At 73.0% G+C, this 26,164-nt stretch carries 21 protein-coding genes; 11 read left to right on the plus strand and 10 right to left on the minus strand.

All coding sequences use genetic code 11. The annotated features are described in order from the left end of the window. Positions 1–86: 86 nt before the first annotated feature. The gene (locus K313_RS0106505) at positions 87–530 is read right to left on the minus strand and encodes a DUF998 domain-containing protein (RefSeq protein ID WP_029210926.1); all 444 of its coding nucleotides are present in this window, start codon (positions 528–530) and stop codon (positions 87–89) included. A gap of 183 nt (positions 531–713) precedes the next feature. Here K313_RS0106505 and K313_RS22195 point away from each other — a divergent pair, with 183 nt between their 5' ends. Further along, positions 714–1,148, plus strand: coding sequence for a hypothetical protein (locus tag K313_RS22195; RefSeq protein ID WP_029210927.1), 435 nt, complete (start codon positions 714–716; stop codon positions 1,146–1,148). 34 nt (positions 1,149–1,182) lie between these two features. Further along, positions 1,183–1,635, plus strand: coding sequence for a carboxylesterase family protein (locus K313_RS22200; RefSeq protein WP_084412538.1), 453 nt, complete (start codon positions 1,183–1,185; stop codon positions 1,633–1,635). A 10-nt stretch (positions 1,636–1,645) separates the two neighbouring features. On the opposite strand, the gene pgfA is transcribed toward K313_RS22200, so the two are convergent. Next, positions 1,646–2,674, minus strand: a complete 1,029-nt coding sequence (gene pgfA, locus K313_RS0106520) for a cell envelope lipid trafficking protein PgfA (protein WP_029210929.1) — start codon at positions 2,672–2,674, stop codon at positions 1,646–1,648. Between the two features lie 230 nt (positions 2,675–2,904). Between pgfA and K313_RS0106525 the strand changes: the two genes are divergently transcribed. Next, positions 2,905–4,161: an acyltransferase family protein gene (locus K313_RS0106525; RefSeq protein ID WP_029210930.1), complete on the plus strand. Its 1,257-nt coding sequence runs from the start codon at positions 2,905–2,907 to the stop codon at positions 4,159–4,161. Here the strand turns inward: K313_RS0106525 and K313_RS0106530 are convergent. The 5 genes from K313_RS0106530 to K313_RS0106550 all read right to left on the minus strand — a co-directional run bounded on the left by K313_RS0106530 (position 4,091) and on the right by K313_RS0106550 (position 12,356). Further along, complete coding sequence (locus K313_RS0106530) at positions 4,091–8,224, minus strand: alpha-(1->3)-arabinofuranosyltransferase domain-containing protein (protein ID WP_051274027.1); 4,134 nt, start codon at positions 8,222–8,224, stop codon at positions 4,091–4,093. The genes K313_RS0106525 and K313_RS0106530 overlap by 71 nt on opposite strands. An 89-nt stretch (positions 8,225–8,313) precedes the next feature. Next, positions 8,314–9,117, minus strand: a complete 804-nt coding sequence (locus K313_RS0106535; protein ID WP_029210932.1) for a class I SAM-dependent methyltransferase — start codon at positions 9,115–9,117, stop codon at positions 8,314–8,316. Next, a complete protein-coding gene (locus K313_RS0106540; protein ID WP_051274028.1) occupies positions 9,114–10,298 on the minus strand; it encodes a glycosyltransferase family 4 protein in 1,185 nt (394 codons plus the stop codon). The genes K313_RS0106535 and K313_RS0106540 overlap by 4 nt, the downstream gene beginning before the upstream one ends. Positions 10,299–10,351: 53 nt before the next feature. Continuing rightward, a complete protein-coding gene (locus K313_RS22205) occupies positions 10,352–10,537 on the minus strand; it encodes a hypothetical protein (protein ID WP_029210934.1) in 186 nt (61 codons plus the stop codon). A gap of 178 nt (positions 10,538–10,715) precedes the next feature. Further along, positions 10,716–12,356 (minus strand): MmpA family trehalose lipid delivery protein, encoded by a 1,641-nt coding sequence (locus K313_RS0106550; protein WP_029210935.1) that lies wholly within the window; start codon positions 12,354–12,356, stop codon positions 10,716–10,718. 59 nt (positions 12,357–12,415) lie between these two features. Here K313_RS0106550 and K313_RS0106555 point away from each other — a divergent pair, with 59 nt between their 5' ends. The 7 genes from K313_RS0106555 to K313_RS0106585 all read left to right on the plus strand — a co-directional run bounded on the left by K313_RS0106555 (position 12,416) and on the right by K313_RS0106585 (position 19,810). Next, positions 12,416–13,753 (plus strand): lipopolysaccharide biosynthesis protein, encoded by a 1,338-nt coding sequence (locus K313_RS0106555; RefSeq protein ID WP_029210936.1) that lies wholly within the window; start codon positions 12,416–12,418, stop codon positions 13,751–13,753. Positions 13,754–13,887: 134 nt separating this feature from the next. Beyond that, positions 13,888–16,167, plus strand: a complete 2,280-nt coding sequence (locus K313_RS0106560; protein ID WP_029210937.1) for a glucose PTS transporter subunit IIA — start codon at positions 13,888–13,890, stop codon at positions 16,165–16,167. 403 nt (positions 16,168–16,570) lie between these two features. Next, on the plus strand, positions 16,571–17,026 hold the full coding sequence (locus K313_RS0106565) for a MarR family winged helix-turn-helix transcriptional regulator (protein ID WP_029210938.1): 456 nt from the start codon (positions 16,571–16,573) through the stop codon (positions 17,024–17,026). Beyond that, entirely contained in the window at positions 17,023–17,445 is a 423-nt protein-coding gene (locus K313_RS0106570) for an organic hydroperoxide resistance protein (RefSeq protein WP_029210939.1), read from the plus strand. The genes K313_RS0106565 and K313_RS0106570 overlap by 4 nt, the downstream gene beginning before the upstream one ends. Next, entirely contained in the window at positions 17,445–18,452 is a 1,008-nt protein-coding gene (locus tag K313_RS0106575; RefSeq protein WP_029210940.1) for an NADP-dependent oxidoreductase, read from the plus strand. The genes K313_RS0106570 and K313_RS0106575 overlap by 1 nt, the downstream gene beginning before the upstream one ends. Positions 18,453–18,612: 160 nt before the next feature. Then, on the plus strand, positions 18,613–19,269 hold the full coding sequence (locus tag K313_RS0106580) for a TenA family protein (RefSeq protein ID WP_029210941.1): 657 nt from the start codon (positions 18,613–18,615) through the stop codon (positions 19,267–19,269). 91 nt (positions 19,270–19,360) lie between these two features. After that, on the plus strand, positions 19,361–19,810 hold the full coding sequence (locus K313_RS0106585) for an SRPBCC family protein (RefSeq protein WP_029210942.1): 450 nt from the start codon (positions 19,361–19,363) through the stop codon (positions 19,808–19,810). Positions 19,811–19,869: 59 nt separating this feature from the next. Here K313_RS0106585 and K313_RS0106590 read toward each other — a convergent pair whose 3' ends face one another. The 3 genes from K313_RS0106590 to K313_RS0106600 form a co-directional block, all read right to left on the minus strand. Next, positions 19,870–20,937, minus strand: coding sequence for an IS110 family RNA-guided transposase (locus tag K313_RS0106590; RefSeq protein WP_019287959.1), 1,068 nt, complete (start codon positions 20,935–20,937; stop codon positions 19,870–19,872). A 315-nt stretch (positions 20,938–21,252) separates the two neighbouring features. After that, entirely contained in the window at positions 21,253–22,881 is a 1,629-nt protein-coding gene (locus tag K313_RS0106595; protein ID WP_029210943.1) for a phytoene desaturase family protein, read from the minus strand. Between the two features lie 235 nt (positions 22,882–23,116). Further along, entirely contained in the window at positions 23,117–24,385 is a 1,269-nt protein-coding gene (locus K313_RS0106600; RefSeq protein WP_029210944.1) for a DUF2786 domain-containing protein, read from the minus strand. Positions 24,386–24,679: 294 nt separating this feature from the next. Between K313_RS0106600 and K313_RS0106605 the strand changes: the two genes are divergently transcribed. Next, entirely contained in the window at positions 24,680–26,053 is a 1,374-nt protein-coding gene (locus K313_RS0106605) for a dicarboxylate/amino acid:cation symporter (RefSeq protein ID WP_029210945.1), read from the plus strand. Positions 26,054–26,164: the final 111 nt, after the last annotated feature.

Below are 26,164 nucleotides of genomic sequence, written 5' to 3' on the forward strand. Positions count from 1 at the left end.
CGTCGTCGCGCGGGACGTTCCCAGAGCGGGACCGCGGCGACGACGGCGAGCCAGGCGGCGATGGAGGTGATCTGCAGCCGTTGGCTCTAGCCGAGGGCGTCGAGACCCGTGAAGGGCAGCATCCCGCTGTGCAGCGCCACCTCCACCAGCACCCAGGCCGTGACGAGCACGAAAAGGCCGGCGAAGACGACATACAGGCGCACGACCCACGGCCGCAGGACCGCGGCGCGGGCCCGGGCCACCAGTGCGGTGGCGACCATGGCCGCCGCGGTCAGCACCCACCTCGGCACGTCGGTGACGTGGCGCCGGCGCCGCCAGGCCAGCACGGCGGCGAGGGTGACGAGGCTCCCGGCCGCGACGTCGGCCGCGCGCAGCAGCCCCGATCCGGGCTGGTCGTGGACCAGCAGCTCGCTGACGAATGACGTCCGCGGCGACAGCTGGGAGGGCGAGAAGACCCACATCATGTAGAGCAGGGCCGCCCCGATGGCCAGCACCCTGATCGCGAGCGGCGTCCGCGGCGTCGAGGTCATGCACGCATTGTCACAGACTCGTCGCTGGGTGCGATGGCCCCGCGGTCGCGGCATACAGCCTGCTGACGGTGCGCACCCGCCCGCTCCAGCCGATCGGGCAGCCGCCCAGCGCAGCGCACCGTCACCGGCGCCCACCTCGACCGATCCGGTGACATCGTCGTCGAGCTCGCGCACGGCGAGGGCGTGCCGGGGGCCTCGACGCTCGCCTACGCCACCAAGCCCGGGCGCAACGTCGTGCTCGACCTCACCTACTCGCTCACCCAGACCGCGCCCGTCCGCCTCAAGAGCGGCGCCGCCGTGCAGCTCACGTCCTTCCACCAGGGCGGGGTGGTCGACCCCGAGGTCGACGCCTTCGGCGCCGGCGCGTCCCGCAACGGCCTGAAGTACCGCTACTACGCACCCAAGAAGTCCCTGCGCCCGGCCCGGTCCAAGGCGCCGCTCATCCTCTTCCTCCACGGCGGCGGCGAGGGTGGCTGGAGCAAGGCCAGCAACAACGACCTCCCGCTGCTCGCCAACCGGGGTGCGCTCGCCTTCGCCACCACCGAGTCCCAGCAGATCTTCAAGGGCGCGTATGTCGTCGCGCCCTTGAAGATCTGCTGGGACCCGGTGGCTCGATGACGGCGAATACTCCTACACGCGCCGGCTCAAGAGCCTGGTCGACGAGTTCGCCAAGGGCCACGACGTCGACACGTCCCGGATCTACGTCGTCGGCCCGTCCAACGGCGGCTACATGGCGATGAGGCTGGCGTCGGCCTACCCGCGCTACTTCGCCGCCAACGTGCCGGTCTGCGCGGCCTACGTCCTCAAGGACCAGGCGACCGGGACGACGCAGCGGATGCTCACCGACGCGCAGATCCTGCGGCTGCGCTCGACCCCGACGTGGTTCGTCCACGCCACCAACGACCCGGTCGTGGACTACCAGGCGACGACGGGGCGCGCGGTGCGGCTCCTCGGCAACGCCCGCCTCACGGCCTACCCCAACGTCGTGTGGAACGGCCACGAGTTCCCCGGTCACTGGTCCTGGATCTACGTCGCCCGCAACGACCCGCAGACGGCGTCCGGCGTGACGATCTGGGAGTGGATGGCCAAGCAGCGCCGCCGCTAGCCGGTGCCGGTCAGGCGCGGGTGGCGCCCGACGTCTCGCGGTCGGCGGCGACGAGGTCGACGCGCCGGGAGTCGCGGTGCTCGCCGCGGCGACGGGTGAACAGCAGGAGCAGGCCGAGCAGCGTCAGGAGCGCGCCGGCGATGAAGCCGATCGGTCCGAGCAGGTCGCGCACGAACGCGAGCTTGCCGGCCTTGTCGCCGTACTCGTCGGCGAACTTCCGCTGCGTCTTGTCGTTGTAGCCGATGACGCCCTTGATCAGGGTGACCGTGCCGGCCTCGGAGACGGCCTCGCGGTTGATGTTCTCCTGCGCGCGGATGATCGCGCCGGTGTTGGGCTCGACCCAGAAGGTGCGGGTGTTGGCGTAGTCCGACTGGACCTGCACGTTGCCTGCGCCGCTGCCGAACATCGCGCGAGGCACCTCACGGGACCCGGGGAGGCGGGTGGTGGGGATGGTCTGCTCGTAGACGTAGGTGTTGAGGCCCTTGACCTTCTCCTCGCGCACGAAGGCCGCGTCGCGGGCGGCCTTGAGCTCGCCGTCCCAGAAGGGATAGGACTTCTTCTGCGCGTCGAAGGGGAACTTGAAGAACAGTCCCTCGTGCGTGATCGGCTGGGTGGCGTTCTGGTTCTCGGTGGTGCCCACGCCCACGAAGTCGCCGCAGCAGTTGGTCGCCAGGCCGGTGCGCCGGTTGATGGAGACGCCGTCGGTGCTCAGGGACAGCGGCTGACCGTCGACGATCTCGGTGCGGAGGCCGATCTGCCAGAAGGCGTTGTCGTCGCGCTGGCCCTCGGGCACCTTGCCGGGCAGGCCGATGATGGTGCGGGTGTTCTTGACGTGCTGGTCGGTCAGCTTGTCGAACCTGACCGTGCCGCCCTGCGCGGCCACGCGCAGGGCGCTGACGCCGGTGCCCTCGGACTCGGCCGTGGTCTTCTGGTCGAGCGGGACCGTGGCCAGCTGGTCGTAGATCGAGTCGGCCCGCATGCCGAGGACGAGGGCGAGGATGCCGAGGAAGACGGCGAGACCGCCGAGGATGCGACGCATGGGGGACTCCTGCTCAGGGAACGGCAACAGTGACGTTGACGAGACGAGGTGTGTCGTTCGGTCGGCGACGGGTGCCTACTGGTGAGTAGAGCCGCGGTTCTTGGGACCATAGCAGCGCGGCTGGGAGTTGTCTGCCCCTCGTGACCCAGACGTTGCGCTCCGACCGCCATCCGTGTCGTCCGTGTCACACCAGCAGGCGCTCGGGGTTACTCGCTGGTTACCCTCCTCGGGTGGCTGAGCCCAGGACCACCCGCTTCGCGGCCCTCGACGGGTTGCGGATCGTCGGTGCCCTCATGGTGGTCACCACGCACGTGGGCTTCACCAGCGGGCTGGCGATCCACGGCCCGTATGCCGGGCTCCTCGCTCGCCTGGACGCAGGCGTCCCGCTGTTCTTCGTGGTGTCGGGCTTCCTGCTCTACCGTCCGCACGCCCGGGCCCGCCTCGGGAGCGCGACCGCCACGCAGGTGTCCGGCGCCCGTGACCTGCGGACCTACCTGCGGCACCGGGTGTTCCGCATCCTGCCGGCCGCGTGGGTCGCCGTGCTGGCGGCCTACCTGCTGCTCCAGCACGACAAGGTCGACCTCGTCCACTACCTGCGCGTGGCGACGATGTCGCAGATCTACGTGCCGTCCCCGTCGGTGCCCGGCCTCACGCAGATGTGGAGCCTGTCGACCGAGGTCGCGTTCTACCTCGTCCTGCCCCTGGCGGCGTGGGGGCTGTCGCGCCTGCCGCGGTCGAGCTGGCTGAGCTGGTCCGAGCTCGCCCTCGTCGTCCTCGCCTGCCTGCCCGCCGTCTCGCTCGCCTGGATCGTGCTCACCCACGACAACGTCGAGGGTATGACGAACTACTGGCTCCCGGAGTACGCCGCGTGGTTCGGCGGGGGCATGGCCCTCGCGGTCTGGCACGAGGGGCGTCTCGCGGGCGAGCTGCCCCGCACGGTGGTCGACGACCTCGTCGCCTCGCCGGGGACGCTGTGGGCTGCCGCGGGTGCGCTCTACCTGCTCCTCACCACCCGCCTGGCCGGGCCGTACGGCCTGGATCGCGCGACGCTGCTCGAGGCAGGCAGCAAGAACCTCGGCTACACGATCCTGGCGGTGCTGGTCGTGCTGCCCTGCATCGCCCCCGAGCCGAGCTCGTCCCGCGTCGTCGCGGCCCTCGGCAGCCGCCCGGCCCGGCTGCTCGGAGACCTGTCCTACGGCGTGTTCGTCTATCACCTCGTCGTGCTCGGCCTGCTCGCGCGCGCGATCGGCCACAAGCCCTTCACGGGGGACTTCCTCGTGCTGTGGCCCACGACGATCGTGGCGTCACTGCTGGTGGCGTGGGTGAGCTATCGCTACGTGGAGGCGCCGATCATGCGCCGCGCGCGTCGCCGGGACCCGCGCCGGAGCCGCCCGGCGGCCGTCCCCACCGCGCGGGTCACCGCCGAGAGGGACGCGGCAGCGTCAGCGGCAGCGGCAGCAGCACCGTCGCCACCGCCACGGCGATGAGCACGGCGGCCTGAGGCCACCACGACGCGAGCGCGGCGTTGCCGGACGTCCAGGGACGTGCGGCGACCACGGCGACCGCGACCGTCGCGGACACCGCCACCACCGCGGCCCGGACCAGGTCCGGGCGCGGGGCGAGGCGGGCGAGCAGGCCCACGAGGACGGCCACGCCCACCGCACCCAGCCCCGTGAGCCCCGTCGCGACGGGCAGCAGCACCGCGACGACGCCGGTGGCGGCATGCGGGCTCCAGGCCCCGTCACGCAGCGGTGGCGCGCCGGTGGGGACCCCCTCGAGCAGCGCCGCGCGATCACGACGACCCTCGCGCCAGACGGCGGCGGCGAGGAGCAGCAGCCCGAGGAACCCGGCGACGAGGAGGGCGGCATACGGCCGCTGGGGGGCGAAGCGGGGGTGCACCGTCGTGGCGGGCCCGGCGGGCAGCACCCAGCCCTGACGTCTCCCGTCGAGGCGGATCGGGGTGAGCTCGTGGCCGTCGTCGTCGGTGGCGACCCAGCCGGCGTTGGCGTTGTGCGGGAGCGCGAGCACGGCAGGGGTGGCGCGCTCGGGCACGGCATAGGCATCGCCGTCGGCGACGACGTCCGTGCCAACCGCGCGCGAGGCCGTGGGCACGAGCTCGGGGGTGGTGAGCAGGAGGCTCTCGGGGACGTAGGCCGCCGTGGCGAAGACGGTGACCCGGTGCTCGCCCGGGTCGAGGGTGATCGGCTGCGTGGAGCGTTCGCCGGCCAGGTCGGTGGGCCCGCCGCACGGCACCCAGCGCAGCGGCCGGTCGTCGAGCACGTCACCCACGGTCGCCACCAGGCGGGAGGCGCGGGCGACGCCGTCGATGCGCACGGTCGGGCCATCGCCGCAGGTCGCACCGACGGGCGCGTCCCGGTCGAGCGGGGTCCGGACGTCGTCGGCACCGAGGAGCTCGACCTCGGAGACGCCGACGGGGAGCGTCTCGGCGAGCTTGGTGGCGGCGTCGATCGAGCGCACCTCGTCGACCCCGGTGAACGTGATGTCCACGCGGTCGGTGCGTGCCGTGAAGCGCACGGTGCCGTCCGGCGCGACGGTGAGGTTGCGGGTGCGCCCGTCGCCGGTGCGCACCTGCACGCGACGTGGCCGCGAGGCCGCGAGATGGGGATCGGACAGGAGCCGCACGCCGGTCAGGGCGCGGACCGAGGGGAGGGTCAGGGTCAGCGTGGGCTGCCTGTCCTGGGCGGAGGCGACCCACCCGGTGCCGAGGTCGTCGTCGACGGCGGCTCCGGGGCGGCCCGCGAGCGCGGGCACGCGGGAGGTCGTGGCCTCGGCGTGGACCTTGCCCGGTATGGCGAGGAGCGCCCGGCCCCCCGCGGTCGCCCGGGCCCGCACGTGGCCGGACCAGGCATAGCTCGTGCGCGCGGCGGTGGTGAAGGTGCGGAACATCCCGGCCGCCTCCTCGCCGGTCGCGACGAGGCCCCCGGCGCAGAGCGGGCGGTCGCCCTGGCGCAGGCAGCCGGTGCGGCCGGGCTCCTGGCGTCGGAGGCTGACGATGTCGGGGGTCCCCGAGGGGGTGGGCGGGAGCACGAGACGCGGCACCGGCACGATGCCGGGCAGGGTCAGCTCGGTGATCGCGAAGGCCCGCTCGGTGCCGGCGCCGACGCCCCGCAGGGTGAGGCGCAGGCGCGTCGTGGGGCCGGGGGGCAGGGGGACGGCGGCCGTCGCGCCGGCCGCCTGGTCCGAGGTGATGGTCATGGGGACGGTGCCGGCGTCGGTGGTGACGTCGACGGCCACGGGCGGCGCGGCGCCGGCCCACGGCGAGGCGAGGGTGAGCGTGCTGCCCGTGAGGTCGCGGGGGCGGTCCAGGCGCACCTCGAGCCACTCGCCGACCGCCTGCTGGAACCGGCCGGACACCCACCGGGTGGTCGGGTCCCCGTCGAGGGCAGCGGCCGGGCCGTCCCCGCTCGAGGTGCGGACGAACGAGCCGGCGTCCGAGCCAGAGCTGGAGGCCTCGGCCCCGGCGATGCCCTCCCAGCGCAGGGTGACCTGTCGCGCGCGGGGGTCCACGAGGTAGTCCTGCACCCGGCGGCCGGTCGTGCCGGGGTCCGCGGGGCGCAGCACGGGCGACCGGTTGTCGGAGGCCCGGCCGAAGATCGTCTCGCGCCGCTGGTTGCCGTCGGTGAGGATCTCGGGGAGCGCGGGGGTGGCGGGCAGGGCCGTGCGGTCGTCGCCGAGCACGGTGGCGCCACCCGGCAGGACGCGGTCCAGCGAGGGCAGGTCCTCCGGCCCGCCGGTCAGCTGACGCAGCGCGGACGCCGGGACGAGCCGGGCGTCGGCCACGTCCCCGACGTCGTAGACCTCGACGCTGGGGTAGGGCAGCAGGGTGCGCTCGTCGACCGTGGTGTCGGCGGTCTCGAAGGCGCTGCCCGCGGGCGGGCCGAAGGAGCGCACGCGGTCGATGCCCGCGTCCGTCAGGGCCTGGTGCACCGCGAGGGCGGGGGCCCGCCGGGCGGTGGCGCGCAGGTCGTTGCGGACGACCAGGTAGCGGATGCCCGCGTCGCGCAGCGAGCTGCGCAGGCCGGAGCCGCCGACCCCGGTGCGCAGGTGGCGCTCGACCTCGTCAAGGTAGCGGGTGGAGCCGGCGGACCCGAGGGGCACGGCGTCGCGCACGGCGAAGGGTCGTCGCATCAGCGCCTGGAGCGGCTCGTCGCGAGGCGACCCCCAGGTGAGCTCGGCGGCCGGGGCCGCGGGCACGACGAGCACCGACCCGGAGCCCGGCTGCTCGTCGAGCCAGCCCGCCACGTCGCGCCAGTAGCCCGCGACCTGCTCGTAGGCGCCGGCCCGCGGCAGCATCGCGGCCACGGCGGGGGCGGCTGCCGCGACGACGAGGATGCCGGTGACCGCGGCGACGAGCTCCCGTGGGACCCACCGGACCGGCCCTGCGGGGCCGGCGCTGCGCTCGCCGCTGGACCGGGTGCCGACGACATGGACGGCGTGGACGAGGCCGATCAGCAACGGGATCCGCAGGACCAGCTCGAACTTGTGGATGTTGCGGAAGGGCGCGAGCGGGCCGTCGAGGAGGGTGCGGACGTCCTCGGCGAAGGGGCCGTGCGCGGGTCCGGCGAAGCCGGCGACCAGCAGCACCAGGCCGACGACGGCGCCCAGGCGCCAGAAAGACCGGTCCGGGAGGCCGCGCAGGGTCAGGCCGACCAGCCCGATGACCGCCGGCACCGTCGTCGTCACCACGAGGATCGGCACGGTCACCGTGACCCAGCCGGCCGGCCAGGTCGGGCCGTCCGCCACGCGCAGGTAGGACAGCCAGTGCGTGGTCCCCTGCAGTGCCGTGAAGGGGCTCGCGGTGCCGGTCGTGGCGGCGGCGTTCTCGATCCAGTCGAGGAACGGCGGGCTGTAGCGACCCAGCACCACGAGCGGGCCGATCCACCACAGACCCGCGAGGACGCACGCGCCGAGCCACGCCGCGAACGCCCGCAGGGACCGGGCCGGGCGCTCGCGGGTCAGCCACCACAGGGTGGGCAGCACAAGGGCGGCACCCGTGGCGATGGCGTTGACGCCCCCGATGCAGCCGAAGGCGAGCGCCGAGCGCAGGACCCGAAGGCGGGTGCGCTGGGGGGTCGGGTCGACCAGCGGCAGCAGCACCCACGGCGCCACGGCCATGGGCCACACCTCGATCGAGGTCACCGCGATCTCGGCGAGGAAGCGCGGCGACAGGGCGAACAGCAAGGCCCCGAGGTAGCGCGTCCACGGCCCACCCACCCCCACGGCCCGCGCCAGCCGCCAGAAGCCGAGGAAGGCGGTGCACAGCACCAGCGACCACCACAGCCGCTGCGTCACCCACTCGGGCACCTGCAGCACCCGCAGCACCAGGTGGAACGGCCCCATGGGGAAGAGGTAGCCGTAGGCCTGGTTCTGCAGCTGCCCGAGGTGGCCCCCGTCCCACACGTGCAGGGCCCGGCCGAGGAAGGCCGCCGGTGACAGGGTCAGGTCGAGCTTGGTGTCCGGGACGACCCGGCCCCCGCCCTGCAGGAAGCTCGCGGCCGTGAGCAGCACGCACGCCGTGAGCAGCCGCACCCGCCATACGTGCTGGTCAGCACGACCCGCACGATCGGACCGACCGGCCTGGTGGGGCCGGTCGGTCCGGGGAGCGGGGGGAGCCGAGGTCATCGAACACGCAGGACCAGCACGGCGTTCCACGCGACGATCTCGCGGACGCCCGGCACGCGGATCAGCCACCGGGCCCAGGCCGGGTGGTAGCGGGGCAGGATCTCGACCCGCTCGACCCGGCCGGCGCGCTCCGCGGCGGCGAGCCAGGTGAGCATGCGGGCGATGGAGCAGGCATAGAGGGAGCGGCCGAAGTCGTTCTTGGGGCGATGGCCGTGCCGGTCGGCGTAGCGGTCCGCCGCGCGACGGCCGCCGAGGTAGTGCCAGGGGGCGGTCTCGTGGCCGCCCCAGGGGGACAGCCAGGGCGTCCAGGAGATGACGACGGTGCCGCCGGGTCGGGTGATGCGGACCATCTCGTCCGCCATCTCCTCCGGCGCGGGCACGTGCTCGAGCACGTTGCTGGAGTAGGTGAGGTCCACGACGTCGTCCGCGATGGGCAGCGACAACCCCGAGGCGCGCAGGGTGTTGGAGGCGACCGTCCCGCGGCGCTCGAGCTCCCCGGCGTCGGGGTCGATACCGGCATAGCGGGCCCCGGTGGCCATGAAGGCGTCCGCGAAGTAGCCCGGTCCGCCCCCCACGTCGACCATGGTGGCACCGTCGAGCTCGCACCAGCGGCTCGCCTCGCGGACCGAGTCCAGCGCGAGCAGGCCGTAGAAGTAGGCGGGGTCGGTCTGCTCGACCGTGAACGCGCGGAAGAGCTGGACCGAGCGGGCCAGGGAGCCGACGCGGGCCAGGGGCGGCAGCGGGCGCCCCGCACCGGGATGCTCCGGCACGGGGGCGCGCTGCTGCTGGTCCGCGGTCATGCGCTCGCGCGCCGGCCGGGTCGGTGGCCGACCCGCTCGGGTGCGGCGACGACCTGGTCGATCTCGGCGACGGCCGGGCGGTGCGCGGCAGCCCGGGCGAGCGTGCGCTCCCAGCTGTCGACGGTCGCGCCCCAGGAGAAGCGGCGGGCGTGGGCGCGGGCCGCGAGGTCCATCTCGTGCCGCAGGTGATGGTCGGCGAGGAGCTCGGCGGTGGCCTCGACGAACTCGTCGAGGTCGTGCGCGAGGGTGCCCGTATAGCCGTCGACCACGGACTCGGACAGGCCGCCGGCGTCGTGGAAGGCCACCGTGGGGGATCCGTGGATGGCGGCCTCGATGACGTTGAGCCCCCAGCCCTCCTTGAGGCTCGGGGCCAGCGAGACCCACGCCGACGAGAGCTCGTGGTGCTTGGTGACCTCGTCGACGAAGCCCAGCACGTCGACGATGTCGTCGGCCCCGACCGAGCGGGCGTGCTCCTCGACGCGCTCGCGCCACCAGCCGTCGCCGACGACCCGCAGCCGCAGCCCGGGGAACCGGTGGCGCAGGCGCTGGGCGGTGTCGATGGCCAGCTCGACCCGCTTGTGGGGGACGAGCCGCCCGAGGACGACGAGGCTGGGGTGCTCGGTGCGCGACTCCCGCGTGCTCCACGGCAGCTCGGTGCCGTTGTGGATCACCGAGACGTCCTCGGCGTCGACCCCGAGCTCGACGAGCTCGTCACGGGTGCGACCGGAGACGGTGACGTACTGGCAGCCGCGGTAGAGCCACGGCGAGATGCGGGACTCGAGGAACCAGCCCACGGAGGCGACGGCGCGGTTGAAGACGACCGGCCACTGCTCCTTGTGCACGTGGTGGATCAGCACGACCACCGGGGACAGGGTGCCGAGGCGCGAGCCGAAGGGCAGGCCGTTCTGGATGTCGACGACGACGTCGAAGTGGCCCTCGGTGCGCTCGAGCTCGCGCAGCCGCCGGACGGTCGCGGGATAGACGGAGGCGCGTCCCCCTTGACGGAGGATGCGGTAGCCGTCGAGGTGCTCCTGCTCGGGGGCGTCGCCGTGGGCGGCGCACAGCAGGGTGATGTCGTGGCCGCGGGCGGCGAGCCCGCTGCAGACGGTCTGGGCGTAGCGCTCGGCCCCGCCACCCTCGGGGTGGGTGAGGTCGCGCCAGCTGAGGAAGGCGATACGCACGGCTGTGGGCGTAGTCGTGGTGCGGAAGGTGTCGATGCGGTGACGGGGAGCCGTCAGCCGCCGTAACCGATGATCTCGGCCGGGGCGACCTGGGCGGCCGGTCCGGACGTCGCGGCCTTGGCGTCGTCGGGAGCGGCGGCGCTCACGGCGTTGACGGCGAGGGCGGAGGCGCCGAGGCCGAGCAGGCAGGACAGGGCGGCGATGACGACGGCGGCGGTGCGGCCACTGAGGGAAGACATGGTCAGACCTCGATCTGCAGGGGGCGGGAGGCGGGGCCCGCGCTGGATGGCGCCGTTGCAGGTGGTGCTGGGTGCTGGGTGCTGCTGGGGGTGCTGCTCGCTCGTGACCAGTGCTACTGATCGGTACTACTGGTCGGTAAGAGTACGTGCCGCAGCTCAGCCTGTCCTGTGGTCTGTGTCACCTTACCGACATATCGCCCCGATGGGCGGACTCAGGACCGGGCGCTGGAGGGCCCGTCGAGGGGTCGTCGACGAGCCAGACGCGCAGGGGTCCGGTCGTGTCGACGCGGCGTGCCCCGGGTGGTGGCTGCGGCGTCTCCCCTGGAGTGTCTGCCCAGGTCACGACCGCTTCGACCCCGGCCGATCGGAGGGCCTCCAGGTCGCCTCTGGCCCAGGCCTCGACCGCGGTCGTGTCGTCGGACCCGACCACCACCGCGCCCCCGTCGCGGGCGACCGAGAGGTTGCGTGATGCGATCGCACGACCACGCAGAGCGAGGGGCAGGGGGTCGAGGAAGGGCTGGTCGCCCACCCAGGCCTGGCGTCGGAAGGGCTGCCAGGGCAGGACGAGCGTCGTCCGGTCGCCCACCGCGGCGACGGCCTCGGACCAGCCGGCGGGGAAGCTCGTGGGGCGGTAGGCCGCGTGGACGCGGGCCGGGGCGTCCGGGGCGCCGAGCACGGCGAGCGCCACGACGGTCGCGGCTGCGCCGGCGGCGGCCACCGGTCCGAGGCGCCGGGCCAGGGCGGCCACCCCGAGGCCGAGCAGCACCGCGGTCGCGAGCACCATCAGGCCGAGCAGCCGGTGGGTGTCGCGCAGGATGCCGACGCCGGGCACGCGCTGGGCCTCACCCCAGAGCACCAGCCCGGGTCCGGACGCCAGCGTCAGGGCGACCACGACGGGCAGCGACAGCGCGACGGCGAGCACCCACCGGTCCGCCCGGCCGGCTAGGACACCGCCCACGGCCAGCACGAGGGCCGCGACGATCACCAGGGCTGCCGAGGCCAGCAGGGCCGGGGCGTGGGCGCGTGAGCCGAGGGCGGCGGCGGGCGCCCAGATGCCCCCACCACCGAGCACGTCGAGCGCCCCCTGCACCCCGTCCGCCCGCACCGCGAACGCGCGGGCCCCCGACGTCTCGCCCGCCGCGCTGGCCCCCCGCAGGCCGGCGACGACCCAGGGCAGGCACCAGGCCGCGCCGAGACCCGCGAGGGCCAACCACTCCCGACGATGCCGCCCGGGGCGATGCCTCGTCGTCAGGGCGGTCACCACCACGACCGCCAGCGCCAGCAGCCCGCCGAAAGGCGTCAGGGCGGCGGGCAGGGCGGCGACCAGCACCGCGAGGATGCGGCGTCGCGGCGACCCGTCGAGCCGCACCGCCGCCACCAGCCACGGCACCATGGCCCACCCCAGCAGCGTGGGGGGCTGTCCGACGAGCAGCCGCTGCGCGGCATACGGGCTCCAGACCGCGACGGCGGCGGCGATCACGCAGGTCGCGGCCCCGTGCCGGCGCAGGAGGACGGCCAGGCCGCACCCGGCGAGGGCGAGGGAGGCCACGAGCATGACCTGCTGCTGGACCCCCGACGGGACGACGGGCGCGAGCAGGGCCGTCACGGCGTCGAGCGGGACCGCGCGCGGCGCCTGGCCGACGGCTCCCAGGACGGAGGGGCCCAGCACGGGGTCGGGCACCTGCACGAAGTCGCGGTAGAGGAGCTGACCACGGCCCAGCGCGGGCCAGGTCCAGGCCAGGGCGAGGAGGATGGAGGCGACGCATCCGGCGAAGGCGGCCCGTCCAGGAGATCCCGGCCACACGTCGCGGCGTCGCATGCTGGCACTATGGCACGCTGACGACCCCGTGCCCGGGCATCACCGACCAAGGAGCTCCCATGAGCCGCACCACCTCGGACGCCGCCGCGCGGCCCGTCGTGTCGCGAGCGCTCGCGCAGGTCACGTCGGCCCTGTCGTCCGGTGGGCTGCTCTTCGCCGGCACCTTCCTCGGGGCGCTGCTCGGCTACGCGTTCTTCGTGGTGCTCGGGCGGTCGATGACCCCCGACGACCTGGGCGCCGTGGGCTCGCTGATCAACCTGTCGACGATCCTGACCGTGCCGGGCCTCGGGCTGCAGCTCGTGACGGCGCGCGGCGTCGCGTCGCAGTCGGCGCCCGCGCACGGCCGATCGGGCGGCCCCGTGGACGGCGGGCTGCTGGTCGGGGCGCTGCTGGTCGGTGGCGTGCCGGCGTTGCTGCTCGCCGTCACGGCACCCCTCGTGGCTCCGCTGCTGCACCTGCCCTCCGTGGCGCCGTTGGTCGTGCTGGCGCTGTCGGCCGTGCCCATGACCGTGGCCTTCGCGGCGCTCGGGGTGCTGCAGGGCGCCGAGCGGTTCGCGGCGCTCGGGCTCTCGGCGCTGCTGGTCGGCGTCGCCAAGATCGCCTCCGCCGTCGCCGCCTCCGCACTCGGCCAGGGCGTCCTGGGGGTGATCGGGTGGTATGCGGTGGGCTGGGTCGTGGTCGCCGTCGTCGCGGGGGCGCTCGCCGTCCGCGGGGCCGGCCGGGGTGGCGCCGGCGAGGATGGCCCGGGCTCGGACGGCATACCTGATCTTGAACGAGGTGGATCGGTGACGGCGCCCTCGTGGTGGGCCGCCGGGATCGCGCGCGCCCGGGCCGGCCTGGTGGGGTCCATGCCGACCGCCGGGCTGCTGGTCCTGTCGAGCCTCGACCTGATCCTCGCCCGCCACCACCTGTCGCGCGACGGGTCCGGCGTCTACACGATGGGCGCGCTGTTCGAGAAGGTCGCCTTCTGGGGGCCGCAGTTCATCGCCACCATCTACTACCCGCGCATGGCCCGCCCCGCCGAGCGCGCCGCCGCCGTCCGCGCCGCCGTGGGGATGACCGCGGCCGTCGGCGTGCTGGGGGTGCTGGTCGCGGCGGTCGCGGGCGACCTGCTCACCTCCTTCGTCGGCGGGCGCGCCTATGTCGGCGAGCTCGGCCACCAGGCCTGGGTGTTCACCGCCCTCGGCGTCGCCCTCGCCCTCGTCCAGGTGCTCGTGTATGCCGACCTCGCCGACCACCGCCACGGCGTGGGGGCCCTGGTGTGGGTCGCCGTGGCCGTCACGGTCGGCGCCGTCGCCCTGTGGCACGGCAGCGTGGCCGCCGTCGTGGCGACCGTGCTCGTGTGCGTGCTGGGCCTGCTCCTCGTGGCCGGGACGGTGGTCGCCCGGCGCGCCTGAGGGTCCCGCCCGTGAGACGGCGGCGTTCGGCATACGGGACGCACCTGTGCCAGGGGAGTGCTCGGTCAGCGGACCTGCCCCGGGCAGGGAATACTTGACGCGCCCGAGCGGCTCCCCCAGGAAAGAAGTACCTCATGGCATCAAGCCCTGCCAGCGACATCGTCTCGAGCGTCGGCGGCCCCTCCAACATCACCAGCCTCACGCACTGCGCGACCCGGCTGCGGTTCCAGCTCAAGGACGCGTCCGGCGTCGACCAGGCGCAGGTGGAGAAGATCCCCGGCGTCATGGGCGCCGTCCCGCAGTCCGGCGACCGCTACCAGGTCGTCATCGGTGGCGCGGTCCAGAACGTCTTCAACGACATCATGGCGCTGCCCGAGATGGCGTCCGGCGGTGGCGGCTCCGCGGCGGCCGCAGGCGCATCTGGCGCCAAGTCCGACGACGAGCTCAAGGCCGAGCTGCGCTCCGGCGGCCCCCGCGGCGGACGCGCCTGGCTCGACAACTTCTTCGAGTTCCTCTCCGACTCGTTCCGCCCGATCCTGGGCGCGCTGCTCGGTGCCTCGCTGTTCATCACCTTCATGGCGCTGATGTCCACCCTCGGCGTCATCGGCAACTGGGCCGACCCCCGCGTCAAGCTCGAGGGCGGCTGGGCGTTCATCAACCTGCTGTGGCAGGGCGTGTTCACCTTCCTGCCGCTGATGGTCGCCTACAACGCGTCCAAGAAGCTCGGCGCCGACCCCTGGGTGGGCTTCGCGATCATGGGTGTGCTGATGCTGCCCGGCTTCACCGCCCTCGGTGACGCCGCCCGCACCGCCACGGTCGCCGGCTCCGAGGTCAAGATCTTCGACGTCTTCGGTCTGCCGCTGACGATCTTCAACTACGGCTCGACGGTGTTCCCGCCGCTGCTGATGGCCGCGGTGCTCGGCCCGCTGTACAAGCTGCTCAAGCGCCTCATCCCGAGCAACCTGCACCTGATCTTCGTGCCGTTCCTCGCGATGTTGGTGATGATCCCGCTGACGGCCTTCCTCATCGGCCCGATCGGCGTCTACGTCGGCGCCGGCCTCGGCAGCTTCCTGAAGTCCATCAACGACTTCAGCCCGCTGATCTTCGCGATCGTCATCCCGCTGGCCTACCCCTTCATGGTGCCGCTGGGCCTGCACTGGCCGATCAACGCGATCATGCTGCTCAACATCCAGCAGAACGGCTTCGACTTCATCCAGGGCCCCATGGGCGCGTGGAACTTCGCCTGCTTCGGCGCCACCGCCGGCGTCCTCTACCACGCCATGAAGGACAAGGACGTGGCGATGCGCCAGACGGCGACCGGTGCCCTCGCGGCCGGACTGCTCGGCGGCATCTCCGAGCCCTCCCTGTACGGAATCCACCTGCGGTTCAAGCGGATCTATCCGCGCATGCTCGTCGGCTGCCTCGTCGGTGGCGTGATCATCGGCCTCGGCGGCGGCCTCAAGACCAGCGCCTTCGTCTTCACCTCGCTGCTGACGATCCCCGCGTTCGACAACATCCCGCTCTACGCCATTGCCGTGGCCGCGTCCTTCTTCATCTCGATGCTGCTGATCGTGTTCACCGACTACCGCACTCCCGAGCAGAAAGCCGAGGCGCTCGCCGCCAACGCCGGCGCCACGGACACCGCGATCCCGGAGCAGGACCCGGTCGACAACGAGAACGTCACCCTGTCCACCGACGACCGTATGGCGCACGCCGGGGCCGTCGCTGGTGGGGCTGCTGCCGGCGCTGGCGCTGGATCGCTCGCGGGCGACGCCCCGACGACCGGTCGTGCTCCTGAGGCTCCCGCCGGGCACTCCCGCCCGGAGGCCGCCGCGGGCGGCGCGAGCGTGGTCACCGACACCGCTGGTGCGGGGACGGCCGGTGCGGGTGCCGCGGCGACCGGTGCTGCTGCCGGCGCGGGTGCTGCCGGTGCTGCTGGCTCTGCCGGTGCTGGGGTCGTCGAGGTCGGCGCGCCCTGCGACGGCGTCGTCGTGCCGCTGGCCGAGGTGCCGGACAAGGTGTTCAGCGCGGGCCTGGTCGGCCCGGGCGTCGGCATCGACCCGCGCGACGACACGATCTGCGCGCCGGCCGCCGGCACCGTGGTCGTGGCCCAGTCGACGGGTCACGCCTTCGGCCTGGCCGTCGAGGGTGGCGTCGAGCTGCTCATCCACGTCGGCATCGACACCGTCAACCTCGACGGCCGTGGCTTCGACGTGCATGTCAAGGCCGGCGACAGGGTGGCCGCGGGCGACCCGCTCGTGACCTTCGACCGTGCGGTGATCGAGGAGGCGGGCTACTCGCTCATCACGCCCGTCCTCGTGACCAACTCGTTCGCGACGGGTCCGGTCGAGCCGCTGGACGTGTCCGGCGAGGTCGCCAAGGGCACGCCGATCATCCGCGTCACCCCCGCCTGACCTACCTCAGGTAGTCACATCCGCCCGGGTTAGCACGCCAGGCGGATGTGACCGCCTCAGGTAGGCACATCGGCCTGGGTTCGACGGTCCTGCCCCTCCCGGCTGATGGACCTACCCCCGGCAAAGGCATCGACCGGCCTCCGTTCCCCAGGCCGGTGTGACCAGGGCCGGTTGATCTGATCAGGCACCCTGCACCGGCCGTATGCCGAGAGGCCCGGCGTCATCCCCGATCGGGGCATGGCGCCGGGCCTCCCGCACGCCTGGACCCCGGCCTGGGGGCGTTCTTCCGGCATACGGACCGATCGGTGCCGGACCGAGGTCAGGGTGTGCGGGCTCGGCGGGAGGTGATGAGTTGCGCGCAATTGAGTTGCACACAACCGACTAACGTGGCAGGGTGGACGACATGGAGGACGACCTGGCGCTCGACCAGCAGCTGTGCTTCGCGCTCTACAGCGCGTCGCGCGTCGCGACCGGCGCCTACCGCGAGGGGCTCACGCGTCTCGGCCTGACCTACACGCAGTACGTCACGCTGCTCGCGCTCTGGGAGGCCGACGGCCCGAGCGTCTCCGAGCTCGGCGAGCGGCTCCAGCTCGACAGCGGCACGCTGTCCCCGCTGCTGCGGCGGCTGGAGGCTGCCGGGCACGTCGAGCGTCGGCGGGACCACCGCGACGAACGACGGGTCACCGTCCACCTCACCGACCAGGGCTGCGGGCTCGAGTCGGAGGCGGCGGGCCTGCGCCGGCAGCTCTACGACTCCATGCACCTGACCCCGCAGGAGGCAGAGACCTTGCGCACCCTCGCGCAGCGGTTCTGCCACCTGCCCACCCCGCACGACTCGAACGAAGGGCACACGTCATGAACGCGATCTACACCGCAGAGGCGCTCGCCACCGGCGCCGGCCGCAACGGCCACGTCCTCACCAAGGACGGCCGCGTCGACCTCGACCTCGCCGTCCCCACCGAGATGGGTGGCTCCGGCCAGGGCGCCAACCCCGAGCAGCTGTTCGCCGCCGGCTACGCGGCGTGCTTCCACTCCGCGCTGCAGATGGTCGCCCGCGAGGCCAAGGCCAACCTCGGCGAGTCCAGCGTCGGCGCCCGCGTCGGCATCGGCCCGCGTGACGGTGGCGGCTTCGGGCTGGAGGTGACCCTCGAGGTCGTCATACCGGCCCTGCCCCACGACCAGGCGCAGCAGCTCGCGGACCAGGCCCACCAGGTCTGCCCGTACTCCAACGCCACGCGCGGCAACATCGACGTCACCGTCACGGTGGTGGAGGACTGATGACGGCCCCGACCAGCACGCGCCAGATCGTCCTCGCGGCGCGACCGCAGGGGTGGCCCACGCCCGGCGACTTCCGCATCGAGACGATCGAGCTCCCCGAGCTCGCCGACGGCCAGGTCCTCGTGCGCAACACCGCGATGTCCGTCGACCCCTACATGCGCGGTCGCATGAACGATGTGAAGTCCTACGTGCCGCCGTTCCGGCTCGACGAGCCGCTCGACGGCGGCGCGGTCGGTGAGGTCGTCGCCTCCCGCAGCGAGTCCGTGCCCGTCGGGGCGCGCGTGCTGCACGGTCTGGGCTGGCGTGAGCACGCGATCCTGCCCGCCGACGGGGTGACGGTGATCGACACCGAGCGGGTGTCCGAGACGGCATACCTCGGGGTCCTCGGCATGCCCGGGTTGACCGCGTATGCCGGACTGACCGCCGTCGCCGGGTTCCGCGAGGGCGACGCAGTGTTCGTGTCCGGCGCGGCCGGCGCCGTGGGCTCGCTCGTGGGCCAGATCGCCCGGCTGATGGGCGCGTCGCGGGTCATCGGGAGCGCCGGCTCGCCGGACAAGGTGCAGCGCCTGCGCGACCTCGGCTTCGACGCCGCGTTCGACTACCACGACGGGCCGGTCGCCGACCGGCTGCGCGAGGCGGCCCCGGACGGCATCGACGTCTACTTCGACAACGTCGGGGGCGAGCACCTCGAGGCCGCCATCGGACGCCTCAACGTGCAGGGACGGGTCGCCATGTGCGGCGCCATCGCGCAGTACAACGCGACGGAGCCCACCCCCGCCCCGCGCAACCTCGCTCTGGCCATCGGCAAGCAGCTCACCCTGCGCGGCTTCATCGTCGGGTCCTACTCCCACCTGGCCGAGGAGTTCCGAGGCCGTATGACGGAGTGGATCGCGGCGGGCGAGATCAGCGTCGACGAGACGCGGCGCGAGGGGCTGGATGCGGCCCCGCAAGCGTTCATCGACCTGATGCGCGGGGCCAACACCGGCAAGATGGTCGTCACGCTCTGACCCCACTGCCTCGGCCTCTCGCCCCTGCAGGATCGAGGGTCTCGTCCAACATCCTTGGACGAAACCCCGACGATCGTGGGGGCGGAGGCGGAGGCGGAGGCGGAGGCGTGGCGGGTGGGGCGGGTGTCCTGGAGGGCGGGGCACGACATACGGTCGGTGCATGACCCACACCTGGAGCCAGCGACTGCGTCACGCCACCGACCGCGACTGGACGGCCTCGACCGGCCACCGGTTCGTCGACGAGCTGCTCGCGGGGACGGTCGACGACGACGTGCTCGCCCACTACCTGGTGCAGGACTACCAGTTCTGCGACGCCTTCACCGCGCTGCTGGGGCAGGCCTGCGCGTCGGCGCCCGGGCTGCCCTCGCGGCTGCGGTTCGCCCGGCAGCTAGGCATGTTCGCGAGCGACGAGGACACCTACTTCATCGACTCCTTCGACGCCCTCGGTGTGCCGGAGGCCGAGCGGTTCGAGCCCACGCTGACCCAGGCCACGCTCGACTTCGACCGAGTGATGCGGGACGCCATCGAGTCCCGGTCCTACGCCCAGGTGCTCGCGGTCCTGCTGGTCGTCGAGCAGCTCTATCTCGACTGGGCCGAGCGTGCCGACCGCGAGGGGATGGCTGCGACTCGTCCGGAGCACGTCGGCTGGGTCGACCTGCACCGCGGTCCGGACTTCCGCGCCTGGGTGGAGTGGTTGCAGGCCGAGCTGGACGCCAACGAGCCCAGCGACCCACGCGACAAGGACGCCGCCGAGAGGGCGTTCACGCGGTCGGTGGCGTGCGAGCGGGCGTTCTTCGACGCGGCATACGGCCGCTGACCACCTGGCAAGGCTCCCCGGCCGGGCCCGTTCGGTCATGCTGGAGGCACAGCACACCCGCTCCCGGCCGTGGGCCGGCTCAGGAGGACAGATGCACACCGAGCAGCGCCGCACCACCGCCACCGTCGAGCAGGTGTGGGCCGTGCTCGCCGACGGATGGACCTATCCGTGCTGGGTGGTCGGGGCGTCGCGGATGCGCGCGGTGTCGGCCGACTGGCCCGCCGTCGGCGCACGGCTGCACCACTCCGTCGGGTCCTGGCCCGCGCTGCTGAACGACGAGACCGAGGTCCGCGAGTGCGAGACCGGGCGTCGGATCGTGCTGAGCGCCAAGGCTCGTCCCGTCATGGGGGTGGCCACGGTCGAGATCACGCTCGAGCCGCAGGACGGCGGCACGCTGATCAGCATGCGGGAGGACGCGTCGCGGGGGCCTGGTCGACTGGTCCCGCACGCCGTCCGCCAGGCGGGCATCGCGCGCCGCAACCACGAGGCCCTGCTGCGCCTGGCGCTGCTCGCGGAGCGCCGCACTCAGCCCCGCAGCTGATGCACCGACGGGGGTAGACCCGTCAGCCTCCGGTGCGAAGTCGGGCGATTGCTCCTATGTCAAGCGGCCGTCTGTAGCGCGGTGGTGGGGGTGGGTTGGCGGCGTTCGTGGTCGGTGGTCAGGGCCCGGAAGGTGATCCTGCACAGGTGGCGCTTGAGTCGTCGTAGGGCGTCGGCCTTGCCCTTGCCGGCGGCTCGTTGCTTGGCGTAGTAGGCGTGGCCCTGGCTGTTCTTGTCGCGGATCTGGGTGATGGCGATGCGGTGGATCGCGGCGTTGATCTGGCGGTTGCCGCTGCGGCTGAGGCGGACCTTCTTGTTGTTGTCGGCGCCGGACCAGACCGGGATCGGGGCGATGCCGCCGTGGCGGGCGAACGCGGCTTCGCTCTTGAACCGCAGCGCGCCGGCGGACTCGCCCAGCAGCTTGACCGCGCTGAGGTCGCCGCACCCGACGATGTCCAGCAGGGCGGGGGCGTGCTGGCGGGCCAGGTCGCGGATCTGCTTGTCGTAGGCCTTGATCTTGCGGGTGCAGGCGATGATGTCGTCCAGCTCGTCCAGGGCGATCTGGGCCAGCACCCCGGGCTGGGTGGACAACCACTGGCGCAGGTGTTCCTGGTGCTTGAGCGCGGTGAGCTTGCGGGGGCCTGGCTCCCGGTCGGGGTCCATCTCGTGGACTCGGTTCCGTAGTGAGTTGGTCAGACGAGTCCGGTTGACCACCAACGCGTCTCGTCGATCAGTGAGCAGCTTGGCCTGTCGGGAGACGTCGTCGTGAGACGCGACGGGCAGGTCGGGATCGTGCAGGTAGGCCCGCGCCACAGCAGCCGCGTCGATCGGGTCGGACTTGCCGCGGGTGCGAGCCGCGGCGCGAGCCGCAGCCATCATCTTGGTGGGCACCCGCACCACGTGCTGGCCCGCCGCGAGCAGATCGCGTTCCAGGCGAGCGGACAGGTTCCGCACGTCCTCGATCGCCCAGACCAGCTCGGTGCCGAACTGCTCGCGGGCCCACGCGACGGCCCGCGCGTGACCGCTGCTGACGGCCTTGACCGTGAGCTGGCCCAGCTCGCGGCCTACCGGGTCGACCGCGACGAACGTGTGGTTGTGCTTGTGAACATCAGTACCAACGACAACCATGGGGTCGTCTCCTTCACCTGATCCGTGATCAACAAGGAGGCTGGGCCGGTCAGCTGACACTTCTCAGTCGGGGCGATGCCACGCTCCTATCAAGTCAAGCTGGCCGGTCCAACACGTCACGGGTTCGGCACAACCGCCAAATAGCTAGACCCCAGATCCCAGGGCAGCAATGCGCCTACGAGCCATCCCCCATGACGTGTTGGACCCAACCACCGCAAGGCGGCACTGTCCAGACTCACACTGAGATGTGCCTACCTGAGGCGGTCACATCGGCCTGGCGTGCTAGGTCGGGCGGATGTGCCTACCTGAGGTAGGTCAGCGGATGGCGGGTGGGTCGGCGTAGAGGCGGTGCAGGGCGGCCAGCGACAGGCTGCGCACCGGGCGGCCCCACCAGCGGTTGTCCTGCAGCGCGGCCCGCGCGGCGAGATAGCCGCACCCGCCGTGCACACCCCCGCCGGGATGCGTGGCGGCACTGCCGAGGTAGAGGCCCTCGACGTGCGTGCGGGGCCCGCCGAGCCCGGTGACGGGACGCCAGATCGCCTGCTGGAACAGCTGCATCGTGCCGCCCCCCACCGCGCCGTCGCCCAGGTTGGCGTTGCTGTCGTGCAGGTCCCGGGGGCGTTGGTCCCAACGGTCGATGACGTGGTCGCGCCAGCCGGGGGCCAGGTCGTCGAACATCTCCTCCGACGCGTCCGTCAGCCGGTCCGCCGACGCGGCGTCGGTGATGCCCCGCGGCAGGTGGGTGTAGAGCCACAGCGCCTCGGTGCCCTCGGGCGAGCGCGACGGATCGATCGTCGTCATCTGCCCGACCAGGGCGAACGGGCGCTGCGGCACCCGTCCGGAGCCGAGGTCGGCGGTCCACCGGACCAGACCCTGGCGGTCCTGGCCGGCGTGCACCACCGCCGCGCCGTGCGCGCGCTCGGCGAGCCAGGGCATCGGCGCCGACAGGCGGTAGTTGAGCTTGAGCGTCGGCAGGTCCCACTCGAAGCGGTCCAGTCGTGATCGGAGCCCGACGGGGACGGCGGCGCTCGGCAGGAGCCGGTCATAGAGGTCGGGTGCGCTCGTGTCGGCGATGACCGCGCGTCGAACCTGGATACGCCGACCGTCGACCGTCTCGACGCCGTGCGCCCGCCCACCGGCCACGGCGATCCGAGCCACGCGCTGACCGGTCTCGAGGCGCGCGCCGGCGGCGCGGGCGCGCGAGGCGAGCGCGTCGGCCAGTCGCTGCGTGCCACCACGGGGCGACGGGAAGCCCACGTCCTGCGCGAGCATGGACATGATCCAGCCGAACAACCCGCTGCCGGGCGCCTCCGGGGGGATGTCTGCGTGCATCGCGTTGCCGCTCAGGATCTGCCCGGCGCGGGCGCCGCCGAAGAGCTCGGCACCCATCCGGTCGACGGGCAGGAGCGCGAACCGCACGAAGTCCGGCACCTGGGTCGCCCCGAGGCGCGCCAGCAGCGGCCCGACGGAGCGGACCGGCGGCCAGCGGGTGAGGAGGCTCGCCAGCAGCGGCTCTCGTATGGCGTCCCACTGCCGCACCAGGCGCAGCCAGGTGTCTCCGTCGCCGGGATGGTCGGCGTCCAGCAGCGCGGCGGTCGCCTCGGCGTCGCCCTCCATGGTCGAGCCGACGCTGTCGTCGCCGGACGCCACGTGCACGACGGGACGCTCGGCGTGCGACCACTGCAGACCGTGGGCCGTGAGGTCCAGCTCGCGCAGCACGGGCGAGGCCGCGCCGAGGGGGTGGCAGGCGCTGAACTCGTCGAGCACCCAGCCGTCGACGTCGCGGGACGACACGGCGCCGCCGAGAGTGTCGCGGGCCTCGAGCAGGAGCACGTCCCAGCCGGCGTCGGCGAGGGTGGCGGCGGCCACCATCCCGTGGTGACCACCGCCGACGATCACCGCGTCGACGACCTCGACGCCCCGGCTGGGCCCGGACGAAGACACGGCCGAGGACGAAGCCGACTCCGACGCCCGGGACCTGGACCCGGGGTCGCGCTGCGGCGTGCGGGTGCTGGGCCTGAGTGCGTCAGTCGTGGCCATGCGTGACCCATGCCCCGCCCAGCCTCGATCGACACCTGACCCGACGCCCCAGGCCCGATACACGAGCCGACGCCCGACGCGAACCCTGGCACGACACCCGGCATGACGTCCGCGCTGGGTGATCTCCCTGGCCCCCGCGTCAGCTGCCCACGGCCCGCCCCCACTGGAGCGAGGCCTGGTCGGCGGCGCGGCGGCCGCGGTCCCAGCCCTCACGGTCGCGCCCGAGAGACATCGACACGTGACGCACCCGCGGGAACAGCTCCTCGACGTACGACTCGACGGCCTCGGTGCGCTCCTGGAGGACCGGCACGAGCTCGCGACCTCCCACGGCCGACATCTCCTCGGCGGCCTGGGCGGTCTCGGCGGCGGTCACCTCGGCCAGGCGCTCGCCGATGCGCGCGCCGAAGGCCGCGAGGAAGGACTGGCGGAAGCTCCGCGTCCGGGACCCGCCGCGCCGGTCGAGCCGCTTGCCCTCGGCGTGCATGGCGCGGGTCGCCTGGACGAGGAGGGACGTGTAGAGGGTCTCGACGGCGTCCAGGTCGTGGGGGAAGCCCAGCAGCGTGACGTAGCCGTCCTCCTTGGCCCACACGCTGCGCGACCGGTTGGCGTCGGCGACCGCTCCGAGCAGCATGACCTTCTCCCGGACGTAGGGCGTCTCCATCCACAGCCGCCGCCCGTCCGGTCGCTCGCCGCCACCGGCTGACGACGCGCTCGCGGCCAGCACCGCGTGGTCGATGCTGTGCCGCGCCATGAGGGCCTGGGCCCCGGCGGTGAAGGTCTCGGCCTCGGCCTCGTAGGGCGTGGACTCGGCCTTGGCCAGCAGCTGACGCACCCGCGCCAGGATCTTGTCGTCGACGTCGATCGGCGTGGACGAGGCCTGCGCCGTCGCCTCGCCCGGCCTGGCGCCGAGCTGCTGCATGGCGGGGAGAGACCGCAGCACGTGCTCGAGCCGCAGCGCCACCTCGTAGGCGATCGCCTCGCTGCCCCACCGCCCGACCCGCGCCGTCACGCACGAGTCCGCCGCCGGCCACCAGACGGAGGCCTCGACGAGCTCGAGCTGGTCGTGCCAGCGCTGCTCGACCGTGGCCCGCGGGTAGGACGCCAGGTCCGCGGCCATCAGGTCCCCCAGCAGCTCGACGACCCGCGTGACCGTCTCGGGCTCGGCCCGCACGTGCAGCGCGGACCGTCGGACCAGGTGGTGCAGGTCCATCGGCTGCCAGCCGCTGCGCCACCTCTCCTCGAGGACCCCGCGCAACCGCGACGTGAGGGTCTGCTCGACCACGGCCCGGCCGCCGGTGGCGTGCGCGAGCGTGATCAGGTCGACCACCGCGTCGTCGAGGTCCCAGACGGACCCTGCGCTCAGCCCTCGCACCCCGGCCAGCGCCAGCTCGTCCGCCTGCGCGGACACCTCTCCCCGTTCGGACCGCTCCCGCGGCCCCGACCTATCCGACCCCGTCGACCCTTTCGACCCCGTCGACCCAGCCGACCATGACTGTCTCTGCCTGCTCACCATGACACCTCTCAGAACACCTCAGGACCGTTCGCCGGTCCAGCTCGTCGCCCCCAGTCCTGACAACACTTACTCAACCACGTGGGTCTGACAGACCCCTCTTCACCGCGCCCTGGGAATAATCTGACGTTATGGTTGATTGTTGCTGACGTTATCCACGTCTGCCCCACCCCCGCGCCGGAGAAGGTCCCCATGTCCTCGACAGCGAGCACCACGCCCACAAGGCGTCGCCGCCTCCCGTCCTTCAGCATCCAGATCCTGATCGCCCTCGTCCTGGGCCTCGCCCTCGGCTGGGTCGCCCTGACCATGGGCCCCACCGCGAACGGCGACGACAACTGGCTCACCGTCGTGCTCGACACGATCGGGTCGACCTTCGTCACCCTGCTCAAGGCCCTGGTGCCGCCGCTGATCCTCACGGCGATCATCGCCTCGATCGCCAACCTGCGCGGTGTCGCCAACGCCGCCCGCCTGGCCGGCAAGACCCTCCTGTGGTTCGGGATCACGGCTCTGGCCTCGGTGATCATCGGGATCGTCCTCGGCCTGGTCATCCAGCCCGGCCGCAACACGAGCGTGAGCGAGAGCGCCGCCAAGGCCCCCAGCACGCAGGGCGGGTGGCTCGACTTCATCGACCAGCTCGTCCCCGGCAACTTCCTGGGCCTGTCGGTCAGCTCCCACCCCGTGACCGGCCCCGGCGGAGCGCTCACCTCGGTCGACACCAGCGTCAGCTTCAAGGCGCTGCAGCTGGTCGTCATCGCCCTCGTCGTGGGCATCGCCGCGCTCAAGGTGGGCAAGGCCGCCGAGCCCTTCCTGGCCTTCAACGCCTCCGCGCTCGCCATCGTGCAGAAGGTCCTGTGGTGGGTCATCCTGCTGGCCCCGATCGGCACGGTCGGGCTCATCGGCCGCGCGATCGCGACCTACGGCTGGTCCTCGCTGACCCAGCTCGGCACCTTCGCCCTCGCGATCTACGCCGGGCTGCTGATCGTGCTCCTCGTGCTCTACCCGGTGCTGCTCCTGGCCCACGGCCTCTCCCCGCGCAGCTACTTCCGCGGCGCCTGGCCGGCCATCCAGCTCGCCTTCGTCTCGCGGTCGTCCCTCGGGACGCTCCCCGTCACCCAGCGCGTGACCGAGTCCCTGGGTGTGCCGCGCGAGTATGCCGCCTTCGCGTCGCCTCTCGCGGCCACCACCAAGATGGACGGCTGCGCCGCGATCTACCCCGCCATCGCCGCGATCTTCGTGGCGCAGTTCTTCGGCGTCGACCTCGGCCCGCTGGACTACCTGCTCATCGTCGTGGTGTCGGTCATCGGCTCGGCCGCGACCGCGGGGCTGACCGGCGCGATCGTCATGCTGACCCTCACGCTGTCCACCCTCGGCCTGCCCCTCGCCGGCGTCGGCCTGCTGCTCGCCATCGACCCGATCCTCGACATGGGCCGCACCGCGGTCAACGTCGCCGGGCAGGTGCTCGTGCAGATCATCGTGGCCCGTCGCGAAAGCATCCTCGACGAGGACGAGTTCGCCCGCGCCGAGCCCATCTCGATGGACTCCCAGCCCGCCCTCGCCAACGCCTGACAGGCACACCCACGCCTGACGGCGTCCCCGGCGCAAGGCCGGTCACCCCCGAGGTGGCCGGCCTTCGTCATACGCAGCCTGCCAACCTGGGTTGACACCACCGTGGCGGGC

It is taken from the genome of Arsenicicoccus bolidensis DSM 15745, from assembly GCF_000426385.1.
GTDB classification, from domain to species: domain Bacteria; phylum Actinomycetota; class Actinomycetes; order Actinomycetales; family Dermatophilaceae; genus Arsenicicoccus; species Arsenicicoccus bolidensis.